The following is a 22428-nucleotide window of genomic DNA, read 5'->3' on the forward strand; positions in this document are numbered from 1 at the left end:
GTTATTCGGGAAACAAAAAAATAATTTGCAAAGTAAAAACTTACGGTAAACATTGATAGCCCATAGCCAGCGCGCGACATCCATTAATAAAGCTGACCGCCTAAGAGGTAAAAAAACCTCCCATCGTTTATAGTGGCGACCCCCCTTCTTTTTGCAGAGCCCATCCCCGGCCATTTTCAGGAACCCAAGCCATGAGCATCCCGTTCGCCAGCCAACATACCCCATCCTTCCCTGCCTTGCTTAACTTTCTGGGGGCATCCGTGCTGGTGTCCACTTATCAGGCAGGGCAACTGATTATCCTAAGAACCCAAGAGGATGTCCTGAACACACATTTTTGTGGCCTGGAAAAACCGATGGGAATTGCCGCTTATAAAGAACGCTTAGCGGTCGGTACGGGTTATCAATTATGGGAGTATGCCAATTTACCGGCTGTCGGGCAAAAAATGGCCGTGCCAGCCGTGCATGACGCCTGCTATTTGCCCCGTTCAGTACACATAACAGGCGACATAGACATCCACGAAATGGCTTATAGTGATGACGGTGAATTATGGTTGGTCAATACGCGCATGTCGTGTTTGTGCACCCTGGATTCTGCCTATAGCGTTGTGCCACGCTGGCGCCCACCTTTTGTCACGGCTTATGATTTAAGTGACCGCTGCCATCTTAACGGCATGGCTTTAAAAAATGGCAAACCGGCCTTTGTCACCGCCCTTGGCAAAACCGATACGGCGGCGGGCTGGCGGGCCAATAAGGCTTCAGGTGGTTTGTTGATGAGCGTGCCGGACGGGCGCATCATCACCACAGGCTTATCCATGCCACACTCGCCGCGCTGGTACCAAAACAAATTATGGTATCTGGAATCGGGTGCGGGGCAATTATGTACCGTCAACCCCAATAGCGGCGTGCGGACAGTCATCGCCCAAGTCCCCGGCTTTACCCGTGGCCTGGATTTTGTGGGGCGTTACGCATTTATCGGCCTTTCACAGGTGCGCGAAACCGCCGTTTTTTCCGGCTTGCCGCTGACTTCGCAAGCTGGCGAACGGCATTGCGGGGTGTGGGTCGTGGACATTGAAAAGGGCCAGACCGTCGCTTGCGTGGCGTTCACTGGCTCGGTGCAAGAGGTCTTTGCCGTGCAAGTGTTGCCGCACCGGTTTCCGGTTTTGTTGGATATGGACGACCCGCTGGTGCGTAGCTCCTATTCCCTGCCCGACGAGGCCCTTGCCGAAGTGGCCACACCCGAACCGTTAACCTTAGCGTTCGAAGCGGCTACGCAACAGCACCACCAAGGCAACCTGGAAGCCGCCATTGACGCGTACCGCCAACTCTTGTCACAAGCCCCCGGACATATTCCGGCACGTTTTCACCTGGGCGTGGCCTTAGCGAACCTTGAACGTTGGCAGGAAGGTGAGGCGGAATTGTTGCAACTGCTTGCCTTACAACCCAACCATGCCGAAGCCCACAACAGCTTAGGCCTCTGTTTTGCCGGACAAGAAAACTGGGCCAAAGCCTTGCACCATTACGGACTAGCCATCACGGCCGACCAGCAATACGCCGTTGCGCACATGAACCGGGCGATGATTTTGCTAAAACTAGGGCGTATGGACGAAGGCTGGGCTGAATACGAGTGGCGTTGGCAAACCCCGGCATTTACGCCATTTGCGTGCCCACAACCCCGTTGGCAAGGCGAGGATATTGGCGGCAAAATTCTGTTGGTGCATACCGAACAAGGCGCGGGCGACGCCATGCAATTCGCCCGCTTCCTGCCCCTGGCTGCCGCACGCTGTAAAAAGCTGATATTGGTGTGCACCGAAGCACTGCGGCCTTTGTTGGCAAATTGCGAAGGTGTTGCAGAAGCCCGTTTACCGGGCAATGTCGCGTTGGACAGTTTTGATTACCTTTGCCCCTTGTTAAGCCTTCCCCATATCCTAGGCATTGGCCTGCATAATTTGCCCGCCGCCGTACCGTATGTGCATATTCCTGCCCACATCACAGTGCCACGCCTTAAGGGACAAGGCCTTAAAGTGGGCATTTGCTGGGCTGGTAGCCATACCCATCAAAATGACCGCCACCGCTCTTGCCCATTGCCAAACTGGTTACCCTTACTGTCAGTTAGCGATACGACTTTTTATAGCCTGCAAACCCCATTGCCCATTGATGACGCTGATTTCCTGAACACCCATAGCATCATCAATCTGGAACCCGAACTGACCGATTACGCGCGGACTGCCGCCTTGATCAAGCAGCTGGATTTGGTGATTAGTGTGGACACCTCCATCGTGCATCTGGCCGGGGCTTTAGGCAAACCCGCTTGGCTGTTGCTGGGCCAACATTCCGATTGGCGGTGGCTGCTGGAGCGTGAAGATAGCGTGTGGTATCCGGACACAAAGTTAATCCGGCAAACCCAAGTAGGTGATTGGGGGGAATTGATGGGGCGCGTGATTTTAAATTTACGTGCATGGAAAAGGTAATTTTTCACGCCTGCCACGTTAATAAAAATACGAAAAAACTCTGTGAAACAGAGTGTTACCTGTGATATAAACATAGCCTCCCACGCACGTAATATAACTACATACTTAATTATTGGAGGATATATGAACCGCATCAATTGCACGATTCTGGCCATGATATTGTCATTGGCATCATTATCGGCTTACGCTAAAACCATCACCGTCAATATACAAGATTTCAACTTTAACCCCACCCCACTAAAAGTTGACCTGGGAGATACGGTCAAGTGGGTCAATAAAGGCGCTTTCACACACACAACAACTGAAGATAATAGCAATTTGTGGTCAGCTAACCTGGCTCCAGGCCTATCTTTTGCACGGGCATTTAAGACGGTCGGAACATTTGCCTACCATTGCACCATCCATGCAGGCATGGCTGGCTCAATCACTGTCCGCACCCCTGAAGAAACACGCATAAATATCGGCAAAAACATTGTCACCGGAGCGAATGCGGTCTTACCGATCACACTCAAGAAAACAACTGACCAAGTCTACCAAGGCAGTTACATAGTCAATGCCCAAGGCAGTTGTGCAGATTGCCACAGTTGCCCGACTTACAAAGTTGGGCGTAATCCATTCAAGGGTGAAAAGAAACAATTCAACTCCACGACATATTTGGCTGGCGGTGTCGCCTTTGGCCCGTTTGTTTCGCGGAACATAACACCTGATATTCACGGCAAACCCGCCGGCTTTAGTCTGGCCGAGTTCAAATCCACCTTACGCACAGGCCATGCACCCGATGATGCGCCTGGCACAACCTTGCAAGTGATGCCTTGGCCTATTGTGGGTCAAATGAGCGATACTGACCTGGAGGCCATTTACGCTTACTTGCAAAGCATTCCGCCTGCACAAACCCCAAAAACGTTCTGCACTAACCCAGGGCAGTAAGCTTTATGCCGGACAGGCCAAAAACCCGTCCGGCATTTCCGTAACCTTATAATTCAAAATCCGCCGGATTCAAGCCCAATTCCCTAGCTATCTTAGCGGCGACCTTTTTTTCCGATTCATCAATATGCCCATCAGAAGCGGCAATCGCAATAATCATGCGGATCAACAAACGCGCCGCCTCAATGTTTGATTTCATCTTACCTAAAGCCTGGTAGGCTTTGGCCTCGCCAATGTCTTTATCAAACTCCAATTGCCCGACAAAATCCTGGAAGGCTTTGATGACATCGCTGGTAGTAAAAATGGATAAGGCATCATGGCCCTCGATGAACTTGACCATTTTTTGCTTTTCTTCCGAACTGACACTGCCATCAGCCATCGCCACTAAGGCGGAACCGGCCATTGCCGCATTCAAAAAATCCTTGTTTTTAAATTTCAAAGCTTCGGTTTTTAATTCGCTGGCTTTGGTTTTTAATTGGTTTAAAAAACTATCGAAACTCATGGTCTGCTCCTAAAAATTAACGTGGTTTAGTGGATGGTTGGTCAAGCATTTTATTTACTCCCGGCAACATAGTTTAAGCCCCAGCCATAGGCGCGGCCCATGTGTTGATGGCCCGAAAAATAATCCGGCAGTTTGGTGATGCACAACGGGTGGTTGATATTTTCTAGCATCGCAATGGCGCATGTGAACTGGTCGTCGCGATGGCTATCCAGCCGCACTTCAATGTCGGGCGGGTTTTGGGCGTGGTTTAAAATGATATGCAAATCATGGGTCGGCAATACACAATTTTGCCCGGGAACAAGGTCAATTCTGGCATTCATGTAGCCACCTCCAGGTTTATGAAACCGCTAGTCCGGCGTACTCGTCTAAAGTCCTGGGCATTTTAACACCGTAACAGCTTTGGCGGTGCAAGATGGCTTTGCCCCATTGCTGGTGCGTGGCGACTTCGCACATGCTGTTGTGCATCCTAAAGACGGCGGGCGCATCATCATCGTTCAAGCTCAAAGCCATTTCATAATCTTCCCGGTCAACCGCATAAGCGGCTTCAATCGCAGGGATTTGGTCAGGATGGATGGCGGTCTTGCCCGTCAAACCATGCGCCAAATCCAGGACAATCTCTTTATGCAAAGTTACCGTATCGTTGAGATAGTCAAACACCGGTGCGGACAGCGCGAAATGGTAGGGTTTGAACAAGATCACCAGTTGCGCAATCACATGGCCCATGGGCGTGTCATAAATGGTCAAACCACGCGGCCTGCGCAAGCCCAACACATTCATCAAATCATTGCCGCCAATGCGCAACATTAAAATACGCGGAAAAATGTCGGCTTGCACCAAGCGCTCACGCAAACGCAGCATGGCTAGCCCGTCGAACACTTCGCGGGTCTCCAAAGTCGGCATCACTTTAAACGCCGTCCCCTGCAATTGCGAAAAATAAGCATCGAACACCTCTTCGGTGAATTTGGGCAACACAAAACCGTCAATCTTTTCTATATGCGGCAAGGCCAGCAAACGCGCCAACACTTCAGGGTTGCGCACACGGATGAACCGGAAACGCCCTGCATGATTATCAAAATCCGGCAGGCAGGCCGCCAAGTGCCGCAAACTGTTGTCAATATCGGCATCGGAAACCGCATCTTCAGTACAAAAAATCATCGAGCGCAAAAATGGGAGCTTCTCACCATTGGCGATAGCCACCAAATCCCGCCGATGCGCGGGCATGTACAGCGGCGCACCCAACATCCATGGTGAAAACGGTTCAGATAAGGAAGGATGGAGCAGGGTCATGTTGTTATCTCTTTGATTAAGGCTACGGCGCGGTAAGGCAAATCGGGACAAACGACAATCGGGATGGCGCGGGACTCCGCCAACCAACGCAAATGCAAGGTGGCTTCGGCGGCATCGTCTTGTAACAGCAACAATCTGGCTTCACGGCGCAAGAACACGCGGGTCGCTTCACCGATGCCGGGTTTGATGTAATTGGGATGGCTGACATTATAACGCGTTGCCAAATCGGCCAGCAGTTTCTCTGCAACCGCCGCCTGTCCTGTCTGGTACCGCGCCGGGCGGATGGACTGCCGGGCATCGCCCCATTGTCCGTCGACACTAGCGAGGATCCCGTCGATAAAAACTCCCGACAAATCGTGCTCGGCAAAGTCCTGATAATACACGCAACCATGAAAACCAGCGGCGGCGGTTTGCGCATCATACACCGAACGGCTGACCAAACCAGACACCGTGGCGTTCAAAATGCACGAAGGGATCAGATAATCCTCCGCCGAAGCCGCCACCGCCGCCGTGCCGGACAAATCCGCCAACACATAAAGTTCGGCGGGTATAGTGACATTATCAGTTTCGGCAAACCGCTGCAAACTTGCCGCCAATTGCCGCCCGATCACGCCCTTCCCCGTCCAACCATCGACAAACACCAGCGTTTCCGGCGCGTGGCGTTGCAGGATATGGCGCAAGGCATGGGTGTCGATGCCGACATCGCGGATAATGGAAATGGAATAATGCGCCGCGTTGACCTGGTGATAGCTTTGCAGCACCCGCTTCAACAACACCCCAACTGGCGTCCCCGCCCGTGCCAACGACACCAACGTGATGCCGTGCGGGCGCGTGGCGACTATCCCCGCAGCCAAACTAATAACATCCGCCGCCACCCGCTGCCTGTTCGCCGCCATCGCCTGCCGGAACAACTCCAGATAGGCTTCCGAAGGCAAAGACTCATGGCTGAGCATTTGCGAATAATGCTTTTGTCCTGATTGGATCAGGGCTTCTTTGACGGCTATAGGGGTGTTTTCGATAGTGATTTGTTTGAGCAGGAACTCAACATCATTAGGGGAGTAGCTACCTGAGAAGGGGATTTGGGTCATGGTTTTTAAGGTTAAGATGTAGGTTGGGGTGACGATAGGAACCCCAACGCTGTGGGTGTTGTTGGGGTTCGTTCCTCACCCCAACGAGCTATTCCGCCTTACGAGCTAATCCCCGATGTAAAACCTTTTATGTCGCCTTTAAGCAGCAACCGTTTCTTTTTTGGCGACTCACCTAATTCTGCTCTTAATGCGTCCATGTGCTTATTGAAATTTTTCCCTTCTTTCTGATCTTCATCAAAACCAAATATAACCAATCTGGGTTCAGGGTCAATTTCTAATGCATTGATGTCGGGGTATTTTTCTAAAATATTTCCAAGGATATTTTTTCCTTGAATCTTGGCGGCTTTGTGAATTAGTTTTTTATAGGAGGACACAATATCGGCATTTTGATTTTCTAAAATTTTTTGGTATCTGTCTAATTGTAAAATCACTTTAATCTCGCTACCTTGTTTTGCCCTTAGCTCTTTATTTGAGTAATGCTTGGCTTCAAAAAACCTCAACAGCAATTTTCCACTCTCTTCTTGAATGGCGCAAAAGTCGATTCGTGAATTCTTTTTTCCCGCATCATTATCTTTATCGGATTTAGCTTCAGCCAAGGCAATTTCAGTATCCACTATATTTGGATTAGTACGGATTATTTTGTGGACACCTATTTTTTCTATACCACCATAGGCTTTTGTTGCTCTCTTAATGTCATCAAAATCCAATAGCGATGTAATAAAAAGATCAGCATGACTGGCAATTTTAAACCCATCATCATTTTGCTCAATGTAAGGACTATTAATCTCCTTTTTTAACAGATATTTGTAATGAATGCTTGCCTTGAGCTTTTTATTTTTGAATTCAATCTTAGCGACATTGCAACCATTGTAATAAACATTCAGATACTTATCGCGAATAGCTATCAAGGTATCCTCATGGCCGGCCAATTTACGCCACCAGCCATTTTCGTCCATATATTTCTCGTTAAGTGCATCAATCATTTCATCTGATATTTCACGGTCAAAAGCCATTCTAGTTTCCTTAGTCATTAAATTTTCGGGTGTTTTTTGGAGTACGGCAATCTATATTTCCCACCATTCGCCGTCATGATGTTGTTCCACATTCGCGTAAAGGTCAGCATAGCGTTCCGGCATGAAACTGTGAATCGGAATGACTTTTTTAGGAACCAATGCCTGAACAAAGACTTTCAAATCAACAGGGCTGGCATGACCGGACGTGTGTATGCTTTGCTTGGGGGTGTTGTGATGCGCCAACCAATCTTTTAGTTGGGCGTACGTGCCATTTTCCCAATAGCCTTCCCATTGCGAATAAATATAGCCCGCTCCTGCTAGGCAATTGGCGTTTTCAAGGTCACGGCAGTGCAATGGCCTGAATAAGATCGTTGATTGCTTTGGCGATTCCTGTAGCGATTCAATAAAAATCCGGTTTTTCGAGTGTTTTTTCAACAACTCAAACCAAGCATTTTTCTTGATTTGAATCCGTTGTGATTGAGGTATAAACAAGGCCACATCGGACCAGTCTGATTGCGGAATATTTTGGTTTCCTGTGGCTTCCAATATGGCGGCGGCATAAAGGTCTATCACCAATTTACGGCCTGTTTTTTTACAAGCCCGCAGAATTGAGACAATCCGGTCAATGTTCTGGGCGGAGGTATGAATTAGAGCTATTCCCTCCGTAGCAGAAAAAGCTTGGACAAGTTGTTCTTCAAGTTCCGTTTCGCCCGGAAAACGTTGGTCGGTATCAAGCCTGCCCAAAGAGGAACCTTCCACTAGCAAGGCATCAATATTTTGCGGTGGGCTTTCAACCAGTCGATCGAATAGTACTGATTTTCTTCCATGAGCGCGGAAATCGCCGCTGTAAAAAAGCCGTTTTCCACCTGCTTCAATTAACAAAGCATAGGCATCATAAGCGGAATGATCGACTAAAAAAGGGGTTATTGTGAAAGGGCCTATTGTAAATGCCTGATGTGATTGGTAATCCCAACCAGATGCCGGAATGGGTATATTACCAGGAAGGAAAGGCGCGGCGGCTGCCAATATACGGCGGGCATTAACGCCCATGCCAATTGGTATGTTGGGGGAGATATGGGCGAGTAGCCCAAAATGATCCAGATGTGGATGGGAAATTAAGATTCCGAGTAATGACGGGTCATTGCCATCTAGTGCTTGAATGGGTGGAAGATAGCGGCTGTCGTTGCTTTCGGCATCTAACGGCAAGCCAAGATCAATTAAAAGCCGCTGGTTTTGATATTCAATTTCAACACAACTGCCGCCGATTTGTTTGCTGCCTCGGTGGATACAGATACGCATGGGGCGTCCTTTTTCTGTAGGTGAACTTTATATTCACTTGAGCGGCGTTTTTGTTTAGCAAATTTTTAAATTATTTTAAAAGTGATAGATGTATCACAAAAACTCGTAAGGCGTGCCTCGCCATTGCTAATCCGCTAAAGCTTATTTATCCACTATTTTCTGACTACACAATAATCTTAAACTTTAAGCACAGTCAGCGCATCACCCAACACGCCAAACTCAGGATCACTACTCAGCAACACCGCTTGTTCGCGCCGGACTAAAGCCGCCGCAAAGCAATCAGCGTAGGACATGGCATACTGGGATTTTAGTTTGACCGCCGCCCAAAAAATATCGTCGGAAAATGCTACGGTTTCAATGGGCAATAATTTGATTTCGGCGCGTTTGCGTTCGGCAACTGCATAGCCAAAGCCCTTGGCGATACGGTACACCACTTCGCCAAGGTTGATTTGATGCAATAAAACCCGCGCTTCGCCCGCTTGTGCGGCAACTAAAATATCCGCGACCCGCTCGGCGCCGGGTTCGTCTTGCGCTAGGCGCAATAAGGCACAAGCATCCAGCACATAAACAGGTTTAACGGCCTTCATCTTGTTTAACTTCTTGCTGATGTTCGGTAATTAGCTGATCAGCTAACGACCCACTTAGTTTTAGCGAACCACGGAAGGCGGCTATCGGGTTGTCCGGCAAAGGATATAACTCTAAATGATCACCTGCATCGCGTATTTCTATGCGGTTACCGGGTTTGATGCCATAGCGCAAGCGCAATTCTGCGGGAATCACTACTTGACCTTTGTTTAGGATGTTTAGGGTTTGCATGGGTTTTTTATAGGCATAAGTTATACGTTGGTATTAAGTTTAACGTATTTGAGGTATTTGCCCAATCTTATCTGTTAGTGCGGTTATTGTCCTGCCAATTTCTGATGCAACTGAGTGCCTTTAGGAATCAAGGCATAATCGCACAAAGCCAGAAACGGCGCGTCGGTCTTGCTATCGCCCGCACCGAAACTCAGCACTTCGCTATGATCCTGATGATATTTTGCCAGCAAATACGCCACGGCATTTTCTTTGGCGATGATTTTGGGCAATACGGCGAGATTGTTACCGTTGATGTGCCAGTACACGCCGCCATCTTGCACCGCCGGATGGGTTTTGACCATAGCCAATAATCCCGCCAACGCCGCTTCTGTGCCGCCCTGGTGTTTGATGTAGCCGTACCAGGTGATGCCAAGGTCTTGCGCCAGGCGGACGTTGTAGCGGCCATCTTGGGCGCAAAACGCTTCAATATCCGCCCATATCCGGTTGAAAGCAGGTTGATACAGCAGCAATGCTTGAGTCATTTTTTCCATCCAGACCGGATCAATCCCGCCGTGTTTGTCCAAAATCACGCCGCCATGGTTGATGATTTGCTCTTCCTGAAACGTCAAACCGATGACACGCCGATAAGCGTCCATATCCCGCGCGGTGACGGGGACGACGCGGAAGCCTTGGTTGAACCAATCCCATAACCATTGTTGTTTGGCGGTGGCGTAGGAATTGGGCGTGCCGTCCGGCAAGCACGCCCGCACTTGCAAACGCGGGTCGCTGGCATCAGGGCATTTGCGCAGGGTTTGGAACAGGGTGTCGTCAAGGTCTAAAAAAATGTAGCGTTGCATCGTGAGTGGACGGGCCGGTAAGTTGGAAACGTGCGCTGATCGCCCGCCAAGCGTGTAGACGGCTTAGCAGCGCGTAGTTCAGCGGCGTTTCATGGCACAAAATGACTTGCCGATACGCGGACAAATCCAGGTTGTAGAGAAAGTTCGGGATATTATCGCCGTAATTGTCAGTGAATTGGCACACGGCGGCGATGGCATTGCCTTGATGGATGGGCGAGCGGGTGGTGCTTTGCACTTTGACTTTATAACCCGCCAGTTCCAAATCCCGCCCTAGCATGATCGCGGGCGGGTTGCATTCGCCCGTGCCTAACACCAACACGGGGCGCGGGTCAGCGTCGCTAGCACCTAACAGCGGCAACAGCCGTTCCAGCGTCCCCGCTTGCCAGTGCATCGGGGTGGACATACCCAATCGTCCTGGCCAAGCCAACAAAGGTTTTTTGCAAGCCCCATTGCCGGAAACGTTAATGGTGATGTCGTCCAGCGCGGCGTTGTGGCTATCGTCAAAGCTTAACTCACCTTCGCGGAAACACACCCATTCAACGGCTACACCGGATTCGGTTTCTAAAAAACGGCGGTCAGCCGCATGGGCGAAGTTGACCAAACTGACGATAACCACTTTTTCCAACTGCGGATTGACGGCCTGATAGGCCTTGATCAAACGCAAGAAGGTTTTGCCCGTGCTAATTTCGTCATCAACCAGCACTAAAGTCCGCGCGGTTTTGAAGGTATGGCGATGTGCCGCTTGCTCAGGATAATACAAAAAAAAGTCCGTGGCGTGGCTATGCGCCTCTTCAAACGCCAGATAGTCGTGGCCTTGCAGGACATAGCGCGTGGTTTGCATAAACAGCGCATCTTGCACGCCTTCCTGATGGGCGGCGGCAAACACGCCATAACCCAAGCCCGTCGCCGTTTCCGCCATACCTATCCACAACGACGGGGCGGCAATGGTTTGCTGTAACACCAGCCGTGCCAATGCCCGGTAAGACCACGCCATCATTTTAGGTGACACGGGATAATGCTTGCCCAGCACCTTGCTGACCAGCAAAAACTTGCGCTTGCTGCTGACGCGGGCGGCGAAGCCCAATAAACGGTGGAGAGGGATTTTGCCCGGAATTAGGTGGAGGTGGAGTGTGCCGGTAGCTAGGGGGATGGTGTGTTTTTGGGGCATGTTGGGTATGGCAAAAGGTGGGATGTTAAAAACGATTCGTGCAGATTTACCCAATACCAGAGTCCAAAAATATGTTTTTGGGCTCCAAAATCAGCTAATTTCCGAGCATGATTAAGGGCTTTTCTATACTGATGGACAACTTAACTCCCCGCCAGACCACGCAACCGATCCAGCCAGTTTTTAAAATGTGGGCATTCCCGTTCCATTTTAGCCAGTGTGACTTGTTCGGCAATCAGCGGCGTGTGGCGTGTTTTTTTGTAAGCGGGTTTTAAGATAGTTTCCAAACGTTTTGAGGGCTTTGTGTCATAGCCATCGTTGATGTGTTCAGGCGATGGGAAGCCACTGCGTACTTTTTGTAAATTAGGGAGATATTTTTTCCAATCAGGTTCTGCACGGATTAAGGCTTCAACATCAGAAAAAAACAACCCTTCCAATTCATACGGTTGGATATGCGGAATGAAGCGTTCCGTTCGGCAGCCGACATGGCTGATTATCGCATCTGTCAACGCCGATTCCAGATTTTGTATCCGTTCATGTACATTGCTTGCGTTTTTCGACTCACAAAATTGCGGAAAATCGCTAGCTAATCCGTACAAATCCAAAAATGTCGTCAACACCGCTTCGGGATATTGGCGCAAGGTATTTCTGGCATTAATTTTCAGCCGTTCGAAATTGACTGCGCCGCCTTTAGCATCTTTTGACGTTTTTAATTGTTGTGGTTTCAGGTAAACCTGTAAATGATGAAGCGTCGGCGCGACGATTTTTTTAATAAATTGCTCTTCGCTTTCGCCTTCAGCAAAGACAATCACAGTCAGCATGATTAAGGCCGCCCGCCCAAGACATTACTTTTCCATAACTCGCCCATTGCATAGTCTTCCAACCAGCCGGACAGCTCTTCTGAGGTGAATCGTTTGAACACGGACGCGCCATCTTCTTGATCGACGACAATAATGTCTTCTGGTGACAAGTGATTGACCAATTCGACCGACTGCGTGGAGACAATCAATTGTTTGTCTTCGGCAACTTGTTTGAAAATGTCTGCTAAGACTGAGATTGCGTAAGGGTGTAAACCCAGTTCCGGCTCATCAATCAGAATCGTGACAGGCAATAATTCCAAGGGTTGCAGTAGCAAAGTCGCCAAACAGATGAAACGTAATGTGCCATCTGAAAGAACGTGGGCTTTAAATGGCGTGTCCGGTTGGCCTTTTTGCGTCCATTCCAATTCGATATATTCCGGCTCGCCTGGACGCTGGACAAAATTACCGAAAAACGGTGCGACCAAGCGGATAGTGCTGACGATGCGTTGGTAATGGTCGTTATGGTCTTTGAACAGCATCCGCAAATAGGCGGCCAAATTGGCGGCATCGGGTTTTAACAGCAGGTTATCGTTAGTGGCGTGGCGTTGTTTGACTTTGGCTTTATCGCTGGTGTCGTGGAAGTGGTAGATACGCCAACTAGGAATATATCGACTATCAGATGTTTGGAGAAGAGCCGCCTCATAGTCACCCGTCTTAACACGATATTCACTTTTAGAGCCAAAAACGCGACTTTCAAGATCAAAAATTAATTTGTTATCTTCAGATGGGACGAGTATGCACTCATAATAGCTAGCACTAATTAGCTTTGTAAATTCAAAGTATATTTTTAACTTGTCAGAAGTACCTCTGCCAAAATGTAATATTGCATCAGAGCCACCTTGTAGCGACACATACATTTGCAGATTTTGTTCCGCCATTTCAGCGAGTAACCTGAATACACTAATAAAATTACTTTTACCGGCGCCGTTCGCTCCTATCAGAACATTCAAGTTTTTCAATGGAAATTTCAACAATTCTCGTATTGACTTATAACCACTGACCGATATGTATTTAACTTTGGACATTACAGTTTACTACTGATTATATTTGATAAATTCAATCCACATCCTGCAAAACCACAGGCAAATTAACTTCCGTAACCCGCAAGCCATAATCAATGCTAGGCACAACCACCTTCCCTCCCTTGATCGCCTGTAAAGCCATTTTAGCCAAATTCACGCCAGCCAGACACGCCATGCCAAAACCGCCCGACGGGCGCGGGTTGATTTCCAGCAACCTTGGCCCGTGCTTGCCTTCCTTAAATTGGATGTTGAACAAGCCGTTCAGGCGGTAATGTCCGGTCAGGCGCTCGACCATGCCTTGGATGTCAGCGTTATTGTCGATTGCTTGGCCGTGGCCTTTTAGCAGGGATTTTTTGCGTTGCACGGCGCATAGCAGTTCGCCCTGCCGTCCGGCGCAATCGACACTCCATTCATGCCCGCCCAAGTGCTCCATCACCAACATCGTTTCAAAATGACGGGTGTTGAACATGCCCAAACGCAATTCGGATAGCGGGATTTGGTATTCCACACCTTTGGCTAAATGGGTGATGCTGTCGCGCTGGGTGTCAAGGATGCGGAAACCCAGGCCAAACACGGACACTGAAGGTTTGACGCACAAACTGTCATGGCGTGTGGATAATTCCATGACGGCACGGTCAAAGGCGTCCAGATTATCAACGGCAATAAAGTCCATCGTCCGGGCGATTTCGGGATTTAGCGCGGCGTAAAATTCGGCTTTATTATCGAGCAGAGCCAGTGTTTCGTGGTCGGCGACCGACAGGACTTGTGTGCCGATGGCGTTGAATTGGCCATGGTGCAAACTGATCAGCGCGGCCTCTTTGCCCGGCCAAAACAAACCGATCCGGTGGCTTTGGCAAAAGTCCAAGCACCAAGCCAGATAATCTTGCCCCGTTAATGAGCTAGGCTCCAGGTAATTTTCGTCTGCCGCCAAAAAAGCGGAGGCGGTGGGGTGGGTATGGGTGCAGATAATGGTGACTTCACCTGGCCGTCCGGCCAGGTGAAGGTTATTAAAGACTGCGCTGATGGTGGAAAAAGTTTTATTGAACCAAATGCGCATTAGTTTTTAAAGATGGGGGATGATTTGTGGCAGCAAGTTTTCAATGGTGCGGCCAGTGCCGTTTTCGCCGATGGCGTGCATTTTCCACTCGCCGTTGTGGCGGTAGACTTTAGCCATGATTTGTGCGGTGTGCGGGCCTTGTGAGCTGAGCGTGTAACGGGCGATCTCAGCTTTGCTGCTGCTGTCCACCATGCGGCAGTAAGCATTTTCGACGGAATCAAAGGTTTGCCCAGTGAAGGAATTGACGGTGAACACCAGGGATTTGACGTTGGCAGGGACTTTGTCGAGGTCGACGATAATCTGCTCGTCATCGCCGTCACCTGCGCCTGTGCGGTTGTCCCCCGTGTGGGTGATGCTGCCGTCTTTGCTTTTCAGATGTCCGAAATAAACGACATCTACGGATTTGTTGTTGTCATCGAACAGCACGCAAGACGCGTCCAAGTCGATGGAGTCGCCAACACTACTACCGCCGCCACCGAACAGCCCGCCCAGCATACCGCCTTTTTTCTCGCTTTTTTTCGCATCCCAGCCCAAGCCCATAATGACTTTGCTTAAGCTGCCGCCGGATTCTTTGGCCAACGATATTTTTTGGCCTTTTTGTAAATTGATAGCCATCATAGTTCCTTAAACATTAACGCCAAACGAGGCCGCCAATGGCCCTAAGCCACCCGCGAAACCTTGGCCTACGGCCTTGAACTTCCATTCCGCACCGATACGGTAAATCTCGCCGAAGATCATCGCGGTCTCGACCGAAGCGTCCTCGCTTAAATCGTAGCGGGCGATTTCCTGGCCGCCGTCTTCGTTGACGATACGGATATACGCATGGCTGACTTGGCCAAAATTTTGTTTTCTTGTTTCGGCATCGTAAATGGTCACGGTGAAAACAACTTTATCCAGATCCGCCGGAATTTTGCCTAATTCAACCTTAACGACTTCATCGTCACCTTCGCCTACTCCGGTGGTGTTGTCGCCCATGTGTTGGACGGCACCGTCTGCGACGACTTTATTGTTAAAAAAGCAAAAATCGCTGTCGGAGCGGACTTTACCGTCCATTTTCACCAAAAATGCGCTGGCGTCCAAGTCAAATGCCGCACCGTCAGTCGCGCGGGCATCCCAACCCAAGCCGACGATGATTTTGTTCAAGCCAGGGGCTTCTTTGCTTAAGTTGACGTTGCCGCCTTTAGTCAGTGATATTGCCATGTTATTGTCTCCTCGGTTTTTTGGTTGTTGTAAAAATAACTGCCGTTAATATTAACGGTGTTCAGGATATTAAACGTTGATACCGTATTGGCGTGCTAGGGCGGCTAACCCGCCCGCATAGCCCTGGCCCACCGCCTTAAACTTCCATTCGCCATTATGCCGGTATATTTCACCGAAAATCATCGCCGTTTCGATGGAGGCATCTTCACTTAAATCAAAGCGGGTAACTTCAACGCCAGTATCTTTATTGACAATACGGACGAACGCATGGGTCACCTGCCCAAAATTTTGTTTGCGTTGCTCCGCTTCATGAATGGTAACGGTAAAAACCACGCGCTGGATGTCAACAGGCACTTTATCCAGCAAAACAACAATCGATTCATCATCGCCATCACCAGCACCGGTACGGTTATCACCGGTATGTTCAACGGAGCCACAGGCCGATTTGGTTTGGTTATAGAAGATAAAATCACTATCTGAACGGACTTTGCCATCCGCCTTAACCATAAAAGCACTCGCATCAAGATCGAAATCGGCGCCATCTGTCGGCCTGGCATCCCAGCCCAAACCCACAATCACGTTTTTTAGGCTAGGATCAGTCTTGGACAAACTGATATTGCCACCTTTCCTTAAAGAAATGCTCATAAAACCAATCCCCGTTCCTGATGTATGCAATGAAATTATTAATAATGAAAATAAGGGCTTAATCACTAAAAGCAAGGCACCCCATAAATTGGCCATCGAAGGAAACGCCTGCAACCAAGCCATAACTGCTTGGTTCTTATCATAACCCTTAATAAGCTGTTTTCATAGACGAGTGTCCGTGCAGCTCCAACTGCTTTTGTTAGATATTTTTTAAATTAATTCCGGCCATATTGGCCGCCGCCGTCACCATTAAAATTATTTCTTTTTTATTTTCAATTTGTTGAATGATGCAAGCACATGACATTTCCAGGCCTAAGTTAATTATCGTGTAATTTTTCATTTATAGCTTTGACACAGCACAGTTATCATGATAAAAATTACCCCGTTGTTTAAGAGTATTTTCGACAACCGACTCATATATTCTGAGTTGCTCCCTTGAGGAAAGGGAAATAACAAAAATATTAATAACTATAGAAGAGGATTTTAAAATGGCTGAAGTACAAGAAGACAATTCATTGTGGTTCATTGTTGGCGGATGTATCGCTGCTATCGTTCTGTTGGTTGTATTACTGAAAAAAGACGAAACTAAACATTTGCAAAGCGGTGCTGTTGCGGCCCTTCAAACTGAAACTTTTTCTAAAATAGAAAAAAGACACACTAGCAACAACTCAACTGCTGCACAAATAGCAGGTAAATAAGACCAAACCCCCTCCGTATGATCATCTCATCGGAGGGGGTTTGTTTTTTCGGGATACGATATTTCCCCAGTATTCGGCCCATACTACCCCGCATCAAAACAAAAAATTTCAAGCTTATCGCGCCGATAGCGCATTAGTTTCAAAATTGACCCCTTCCCAACCATATTTCATAAAATTCCTGATATTTTGGTGGCCCGTGCCTTCAGGGTCATTTAGCACATCCACCCGATAATAATCCCCAAATAAATTTAACGTGGCCCGCTCATCAAGCTGATGAATAAGCGCGAACGCAAAAATTTTACAGGAACCTTCATTCGTCCCTGCCGGGTTTACTAACCTATCTTCACCTAAGCCATTGCTGAAGGTTGTTGGCTGATAATGGTAATGTCCGGCGATAACCGCAATAGTGTCAGCAAAACTGACTGGAATATTTTGGGATAATTTTTCAAGGAATAAAGTTAAGGGCATAATTCAATATTAAGAGATTAACGGAGCAATCGGGAAAGGGCCTTAAATTCAAGATGGGCGGCATCACGCAACCACTCAAACAGCACTGACTCATAATTGGTGACGATCACACCTTGTTGGGACAAACGTTTAAGTGCGTAAAGCTTATGGTTCGGATTGCGTGAACACACCGCATCCTCAACAACTTGCACCTGATAGCCAACAGACAACAGTTCCAGTGCCGTTTGCAGAACACAGATATGCGCCTCCACACCTACCAGGACAATCTGTTTACGGCCCGATGCTTGCAATGCTTCAGAAAACCCGCGGGCTGCGCAGCAAGAAAAGGCCGTTTTATCAAAAATTGGCGTAAATTCCGGCAGCTTTGCCAAGATCACCCGTTCGGTACGCCCTAATCCCTGTGGAAATTGCTCAGTGACCAAAACCGGAATTGCCAGACGCTGCGCAGCTTCCAGCAATACCACTGCACGGGTGCACATGGATGTGGCTTCCGCCATCACAGCAGTCAATTTAGTTTGCACATCGACGATAACCAACACGCTGTCCGCCGCCGACAACAACACGGGGTTGCCCATATTAACCTTTTTTCATAATCCGCGCCTTTTCGCGCTGCCAATCGCGGTCTTTCGAAGCCGCGCGTTTATCATGCAACTGCTTGCCTTTAGCCAAACCGATTTCTAGTTTGGCCCGCCCATTTTTCCAGTACATGGATAGCGGGATCAATGTGTAGCCCTTACGTTCCACAGCACCGATCAACTTGTTCAGTTCATGCCGGTTCAACAACAATTTTTTTTGGCGCACGGCTTCGGGGTTGATATGCGTGGAAGCGGATAACAAAGCCGAAATATGCGCACCTGACAGCCAAGCTTCACCACGTTTTATCGCCACATAGCTTTCCTTCAATTGCACTTTCCCTGCCCTAAGGCTTTTCACTTCCCATCCTTGCAAGACCAACCCCGCCTCAAACCGCTCTTCAATGAAATATTCATGGGTAGCTTGACGGTTAACGGCAATCGTCGAATTTTGTTGGGATTTAGCTTTTTTAGAATTTTTGTCAGCCATAGGGAGGGGACTACGTTATCGGGAAAGGTAATAACAAAACCACTGCGAATTTAAAACTGACGCAATGGCATAATTTTGTTATTTTACGCGATAATATTAATTGTTTCATAAGTGCTTGCAGCAAAAATTGTTTTTTTCACTAAAACGGCTTGGGCAAGCACTCATGAAACAATTAATAACCTAATTAATAATTCGATAATAATAATTAAAGTGTGTTTTTGAGGCCACCTATATGACAGACACGAAAAAATCACCCCAGGGCGAATGGTCGTCCCATTCCGCTTTTATTATGGCAGCGACCGGATCGGCAGTGGGCTTGGGTAATATTTGGAAATTCCCGTACATCACGGGCGAAAACGGCGGGGGGGCCTTTGTCCTCGTGTATTTGCTGTGTGTCGCGCTGATTGGCATACCCATTATGATGTCGGAAACCCTAATGGGCCGCCGTGGCCGGCATAATCCGGTCACGACGATGGAATCCTTGACCGCCGAAGCCAAAGCCGACGAACACTGGCATTATCTAGGCTGGATGGGCATTATCGCGGGGATTTTAATCCTGTCTTACTATAGCGTGATTGCGGGCTGGGCTTCGGCTTATGTCTTGAAAGCCTTCACAGGCAGTTTTTTTGATGCCGATGCCGCCGCCGTCAAACAATTGTTCGCTGACTTTATCGCCAGCCCTGTACAACTGGCTTTCTGGCACACGGCATTTATGCTGGCGACCATGTGGATAGTCAAACAAGGTGTCAACAATGGTTTGGAAAAAGCGTTACGCTGGCTGATGCCCAGTTTGTTTGTGCTGCTGATTTTATTGGTCGGTTATGCCATGACCACACCCAGCTATTTTCAAGGCCTGCACTTTTTGTTCACCCCTGATTTCAGCAAACTCACGGGCAATTCCATACTCACCGCCATGGGCCAAGCCTTTTTTAGCCTAGGCATAGGCATGGGTGCGGTGATGGTTTACGGCGCGTATCTGCCGAAAAAAATATCCATTACGGAAACCGTGGTCGTCGTTTCGATTGCCGACACCGTGGTGGCGTTGTTGTCCGGCATCATCATTTTCCCTATTGTGTTCAGCAACGGCCTACAACCTGATTCCGGCCCCGGATTGATTTTTGAAACCCTGCCGATCGCCTTTGGTTCCATGATAGGTGGCTGGTTGTTCGGCATTTTATTTTTCGTCATGCTCGTGCTTGCCGCGTTGTCGTCATCGGTTGCATTAATAGAACCTGCGGTGGCCTGGCTAATTGAGACCCGTGGTTTCAACCGCGAGAAAGCCAGCCTTTATGCCGGATCGGTGACTTGGCTGATCGGTTTTGCGAGCATCTTCTCCTTCAATAGCTGGTCGGGCTTTAAGATTTTTGGGCAGACCTTGTTTGAATTGCTGGATTATGTCACTGCCAACCTAATGCTTCCGATAGGTGGTTTCGCCATCGCCATGTTTGCTGGCTGGATCATGGTGCGTGGCCACAGCGAGCAGGAACTGGATTTACCAAACCCATTGACCTATCAGATATGGCAATTGCTGATCAAATATCTCGCCCCCGCCGCCGTTTTTCTGGTGTTTTTAGATGTTGTAGGAGTTCTTTAAGGATGACGATTGTACAAAAAAGCGCGTTGGTCAAATATTCCGCCCAACAAATGTTTGATCTGGTTAATGACATTGAAGCTTATCCTCAGTTTTTGCCTTGGTGCAGCGGCAGCCGCATCATCAAACGCGCCGATGATGTTGTCGAAGCCGAATTGTCTATTTCCAAGGGGGGATTTAAAAAATCCTTTTCCACCCGCAACCAAATGGACAAAGGCGGCAAAATAACTGTTTCCCTGTTGGACGGGCCGTTTTCTTATCTTGAAGGTGTTTGGAATTTCATGCCCTTACGTGAGGATGCCAGCAAAATCTCGTTGGACCTGGAATTTGAAATGTCCAGCAAACTGGCTAGCTTGGCATTTGGGGCGGTGTTCAACCAGATTTGCAATACCATGGTCAGCTCCTTCACCAGCCGCGCCAAACAAGTGTATGTCTGAATTGCTTGCCATCGAAGTCGCCTATGCGACACCCGGGCGGCAAACGTTAATCGCCTTGGAATTGCCCGCGCCGGCCACTGTTGCGGACGCCATCCGCGCATCGGGCATACAATCCCGCTTCCCTGAGTTGGCCAACAAGCTATTGGATGTCGGCATTTTTGGGCGAGCCACCACCATGGCGCACCCCTTAAAAGCGGGGGACAGGATAGAAATCTACCGCCCGCTTATCCATAACCCCAAAGAAGCCAGACGGATACGCGCCGCAAAATAGCGGCCTTCCATTGTAGCTTAAGCGCTGTACGGCAGGTATCTGTTCATATTGGCAACGCCGAAAAGGCATCCAAATCATCAACCGCCATGGCTGTACGGCGAATCAATTCCAAATTGCTTTCCGTCGCCATCATATCCCCCACCGCCAGCGTCACCACCATAGCTTCAAAAGCGTACACCAGATGCGCGCGGTACCGCTCTGCAAGCTGCCCGCCATCAATTTCGGTGACACCCTGCTGCGCAAGCTGCCCGGCATACCGCCGCAACAATCCGGTTTCGTGCCGCCGCCGTTGTTCTGGTTCCAATGCGGTCGCTAAAAAATACGCGACGTCGCTGACACCCTCGCCTATACGGGCCATTTGCCAATCCAACAAACCCGCCTGGCCGTGTTGCCAGAATAAATTTCCAGGATGGCAGTCATGGTGCACCAATGTTTGTGGCGCCGCTGTCAAAAACCGCATGGCACGGCGGCGGTTACGGGCATAATGCAACGCCCGTTTGTACAATCTGGCCGGAAAAAAATCACCGGCATTGCGTAGCCCCTGTTTCATTAATGGCACGGCCAATACCGTCCCCAAATGGTCTTCCACCCGCCGCACACGTCCGGCCAGCCAACGATACCGCCGTGCGCTGGCATCTTGCCGCCAGAAACGGGCATGAAACCGCGCCAGCCCGTCAATCACCAGCTCCGCCTGCCCTATTGACAAAATATCGTCCGCATCACCCGCCAAACTACCATTCTCCTCGACGTCCGCAAGCACTAGGATTGAACCCAACCCCCAGTGGCTCTGCGCGGCCAGGCAAACAGGCAGGGCGATAGGCACCGAGTCGGCAAGCTCCTGATAAAAACGGATTTCAGTCGCCAATAATTGTGGCAACGCGGTAATAAACCGTGCCCGCCAAGCCAAAGAAGGCAGTTTGACAAACCAACGGCGCGGCAAGGCGCTGGCACCTTTGTAGTCTAATGCCAAGCGGATGCGCGTAGTCGTACCCACATCAACCGAAACAATTTCAACTTGCGTCACAACCGTCCCCTTCTCGTGTTGCCCGACAATACGTTGGGCCCACGCAACCGTCAACCCTTCAGGTCGACTAACAACAATGTTTTGCGGCATGTGTTCAGACATTAAAATTTAAATGTAAAAATTAGGGGATATAAACTTACACAGAAATTATGGCACTGGATATGCCGCCCCATAAAACCAAACTATCGCCGCAACGCCCTTCTTGTCAATTTTCCTGTGGCAAGAAGGGCTGTGACCGGCCTCTAAGCCAAGCGCATGGCAATGGCCTATTAAAAGCTTTGGGCAAAAAAATAGGGGCGGTCAACCCGCCCCTATTGTTCCCGACGCTAACGCTTATCTTTTATTTGGCTTTGCTGGCTTGGATATGCCCGACTGCTTCTTCCGCCGATTTTGTGGCGGGTTCGGTTTGATCCAAACCGCCTTGGTCAATGGCATCTTGCAGCGACTTGGATGCCGCGTCCAAATGGTTTTTTGACGCCCCTTTGGCAACTAGGGAGCCCGCTAGCGTATGCTCCAAAGCCAATTTTGCGTGCTCGACCAAAACAGGCGCATGGCCCATTTTACCGTGCTCCACTGCTGCTTTAGCGTGTTCCAAAGCTTCGGTCGAATGTTCTTTTGCAATAACAGCAGAGCTCAAAATCAAAAGCAAGCCTGCACAAATAGATGCTACTTTCTTCATTATTCTTTCCTCGTGA

General features: G+C 49.1%; 27 protein-coding genes. 6 read left to right on the forward strand and 21 right to left on the reverse strand.

All coding sequences use genetic code 11. The annotated features are described in order from the left end of the window. Positions 1-191 precede the first annotated feature (191 nt). A complete protein-coding gene (locus METMI_RS0102090) occupies positions 192-2468 on the forward strand; it encodes a TIGR03032 family protein (protein WP_019864540.1) in 2277 nt (758 codons plus the stop codon). Between the two features lie 123 nt (positions 2469-2591). Further along, complete coding sequence (locus METMI_RS25215; protein ID WP_019864541.1) at positions 2592-3395, forward strand: plastocyanin/azurin family copper-binding protein; 804 nt, start codon at positions 2592-2594, stop codon at positions 3393-3395. A gap of 46 nt (positions 3396-3441) precedes the next feature. On the opposite strand, the gene METMI_RS0102105 is transcribed toward METMI_RS25215, so the two are convergent. From METMI_RS0102105 to METMI_RS0102180, 16 genes are all read right to left on the reverse strand, one after another. Further along, complete coding sequence (locus tag METMI_RS0102105) at positions 3442-3894, reverse strand: tellurite resistance TerB family protein (RefSeq protein ID WP_019864542.1); 453 nt, start codon at positions 3892-3894, stop codon at positions 3442-3444. Between the two features lie 50 nt (positions 3895-3944). Then, complete coding sequence (locus METMI_RS0102110; RefSeq protein WP_019864543.1) at positions 3945-4214, reverse strand: hypothetical protein; 270 nt, start codon at positions 4212-4214, stop codon at positions 3945-3947. Positions 4215-4230: 16 nt separating this feature from the next. Beyond that, on the reverse strand, positions 4231-5181 hold the full coding sequence (locus tag METMI_RS0102115; RefSeq protein ID WP_019864544.1) for an HpcH/HpaI aldolase/citrate lyase family protein: 951 nt from the start codon (positions 5179-5181) through the stop codon (positions 4231-4233). Next, positions 5178-6269 carry a cysteine protease StiP domain-containing protein gene (locus METMI_RS0102120; protein ID WP_019864545.1) on the reverse strand — a complete coding sequence of 364 codons (1092 nt, stop codon included), beginning with the start codon at positions 6267-6269 and terminating at the stop codon, positions 5178-5180. The genes METMI_RS0102115 and METMI_RS0102120 overlap by 4 nt, the downstream gene beginning before the upstream one ends. Positions 6270-6367: 98 nt before the next feature. Next, the gene (locus METMI_RS0102125) at positions 6368-7282 is read right to left on the reverse strand and encodes a hypothetical protein (protein ID WP_019864546.1); all 915 of its coding nucleotides are present in this window, start codon (positions 7280-7282) and stop codon (positions 6368-6370) included. A gap of 51 nt (positions 7283-7333) precedes the next feature. Continuing rightward, positions 7334-8581 carry an MBL fold metallo-hydrolase gene (locus tag METMI_RS0102130; RefSeq protein WP_019864547.1) on the reverse strand — a complete coding sequence of 416 codons (1248 nt, stop codon included), beginning with the start codon at positions 8579-8581 and terminating at the stop codon, positions 7334-7336. Positions 8582-8757: 176 nt separating this feature from the next. Then, on the reverse strand, positions 8758-9168 hold the full coding sequence (locus tag METMI_RS0102135) for a type II toxin-antitoxin system VapC family toxin (protein ID WP_019864548.1): 411 nt from the start codon (positions 9166-9168) through the stop codon (positions 8758-8760). Next, the gene (locus METMI_RS22970) at positions 9155-9397 is read right to left on the reverse strand and encodes an AbrB/MazE/SpoVT family DNA-binding domain-containing protein (protein WP_019864550.1); all 243 of its coding nucleotides are present in this window, start codon (positions 9395-9397) and stop codon (positions 9155-9157) included. The genes METMI_RS0102135 and METMI_RS22970 overlap by 14 nt, the downstream gene beginning before the upstream one ends. 83 nt (positions 9398-9480) lie before the next feature. Further along, positions 9481-10233 carry an HAD family hydrolase gene (locus METMI_RS0102145; RefSeq protein WP_019864552.1) on the reverse strand — a complete coding sequence of 251 codons (753 nt, stop codon included), beginning with the start codon at positions 10231-10233 and terminating at the stop codon, positions 9481-9483. Next, entirely contained in the window at positions 10205-11401 is a 1197-nt protein-coding gene (locus tag METMI_RS0102150; protein ID WP_019864553.1) for a phosphoribosyltransferase domain-containing protein, read from the reverse strand. The genes METMI_RS0102145 and METMI_RS0102150 overlap by 29 nt, the downstream gene beginning before the upstream one ends. A gap of 140 nt (positions 11402-11541) precedes the next feature. Further along, complete coding sequence (locus METMI_RS0102155) at positions 11542-12219, reverse strand: DUF4276 family protein (RefSeq protein ID WP_019864554.1); 678 nt, start codon at positions 12217-12219, stop codon at positions 11542-11544. 2 nt (positions 12220-12221) lie between these two features. Continuing rightward, positions 12222-13283, reverse strand: a complete 1062-nt coding sequence (locus METMI_RS0102160) for an AAA family ATPase (protein ID WP_019864555.1) — start codon at positions 13281-13283, stop codon at positions 12222-12224. A 31-nt stretch (positions 13284-13314) separates the two neighbouring features. Continuing rightward, positions 13315-14337, reverse strand: coding sequence for an ATP-grasp domain-containing protein (locus tag METMI_RS0102165; RefSeq protein WP_019864556.1), 1023 nt, complete (start codon positions 14335-14337; stop codon positions 13315-13317). 6 nt (positions 14338-14343) lie between these two features. Next, positions 14344-14955 (reverse strand): TerD family protein, encoded by a 612-nt coding sequence (locus METMI_RS0102170; protein WP_232215166.1) that lies wholly within the window; start codon positions 14953-14955, stop codon positions 14344-14346. Between the two features lie 6 nt (positions 14956-14961). Next, a complete protein-coding gene (locus METMI_RS0102175) occupies positions 14962-15537 on the reverse strand; it encodes a TerD family protein (protein ID WP_019864558.1) in 576 nt (191 codons plus the stop codon). Positions 15538-15606: 69 nt separating this feature from the next. Continuing rightward, complete coding sequence (locus METMI_RS0102180) at positions 15607-16182, reverse strand: TerD family protein (protein ID WP_029151434.1); 576 nt, start codon at positions 16180-16182, stop codon at positions 15607-15609. A 488-nt stretch (positions 16183-16670) separates the two neighbouring features. Between METMI_RS0102180 and METMI_RS0102190 the strand changes: the two genes are divergently transcribed. After that, positions 16671-16880, forward strand: coding sequence for a hypothetical protein (locus METMI_RS0102190; protein WP_019864563.1), 210 nt, complete (start codon positions 16671-16673; stop codon positions 16878-16880). Between the two features lie 114 nt (positions 16881-16994). On the opposite strand, the gene METMI_RS0102195 is transcribed toward METMI_RS0102190, so the two are convergent. Genes METMI_RS0102195 through smpB form a run of 3 tightly spaced genes read right to left on the reverse strand, consistent with a single transcriptional unit; the run spans position 16995 to position 18410 of the window. Continuing rightward, a complete protein-coding gene (locus tag METMI_RS0102195) occupies positions 16995-17348 on the reverse strand; it encodes a HopJ type III effector protein (RefSeq protein ID WP_019864564.1) in 354 nt (117 codons plus the stop codon). A gap of 17 nt (positions 17349-17365) precedes the next feature. Next, positions 17366-17923, reverse strand: coding sequence for an isochorismatase family protein (locus tag METMI_RS0102200; protein WP_019864565.1), 558 nt, complete (start codon positions 17921-17923; stop codon positions 17366-17368). Between the two features lies 1 nt (position 17924). Then, on the reverse strand, positions 17925-18410 hold the full coding sequence (smpB, locus tag METMI_RS0102205) for an SsrA-binding protein SmpB (RefSeq protein WP_019864566.1): 486 nt from the start codon (positions 18408-18410) through the stop codon (positions 17925-17927). Positions 18411-18642: 232 nt separating this feature from the next. On the opposite strand from smpB, the gene METMI_RS0102210 reads away from it, so the two are divergent. From METMI_RS0102210 to METMI_RS0102220, 3 genes are read left to right on the forward strand one after another with little or no spacing between them, the layout of a single operon-like run. Continuing rightward, on the forward strand, positions 18643-20004 hold the full coding sequence (locus tag METMI_RS0102210) for a sodium-dependent transporter (protein WP_019864567.1): 1362 nt from the start codon (positions 18643-18645) through the stop codon (positions 20002-20004). 2 nt (positions 20005-20006) lie between these two features. Continuing rightward, positions 20007-20438 (forward strand): type II toxin-antitoxin system RatA family toxin, encoded by a 432-nt coding sequence (locus METMI_RS0102215; protein WP_019864568.1) that lies wholly within the window; start codon positions 20007-20009, stop codon positions 20436-20438. Further along, positions 20431-20709, forward strand: coding sequence for an RnfH family protein (locus METMI_RS0102220; protein WP_019864569.1), 279 nt, complete (start codon positions 20431-20433; stop codon positions 20707-20709). Before METMI_RS0102215 ends, METMI_RS0102220 begins: the two co-directional genes overlap by 8 nt. Positions 20710-20752: 43 nt before the next feature. On the opposite strand, the gene METMI_RS0102225 is transcribed toward METMI_RS0102220, so the two are convergent. Both METMI_RS0102225 and smbP read right to left on the reverse strand, forming a co-directional pair. Continuing rightward, on the reverse strand, positions 20753-21823 hold the full coding sequence (locus METMI_RS0102225; protein ID WP_029151435.1) for a phosphotransferase: 1071 nt from the start codon (positions 21821-21823) through the stop codon (positions 20753-20755). A gap of 250 nt (positions 21824-22073) precedes the next feature. After that, a complete protein-coding gene (gene smbP / locus METMI_RS0102230) occupies positions 22074-22412 on the reverse strand; it encodes a small metal-binding protein SmbP (protein WP_019864571.1) in 339 nt (112 codons plus the stop codon). Positions 22413-22428: the final 16 nt, after the last annotated feature.

It is taken from the genome of Methylovulum miyakonense HT12, assembly GCF_000384075.1.
Classification (GTDB): Bacteria; Pseudomonadota; Gammaproteobacteria; order Methylococcales; family Methylomonadaceae; genus Methylovulum; species Methylovulum miyakonense.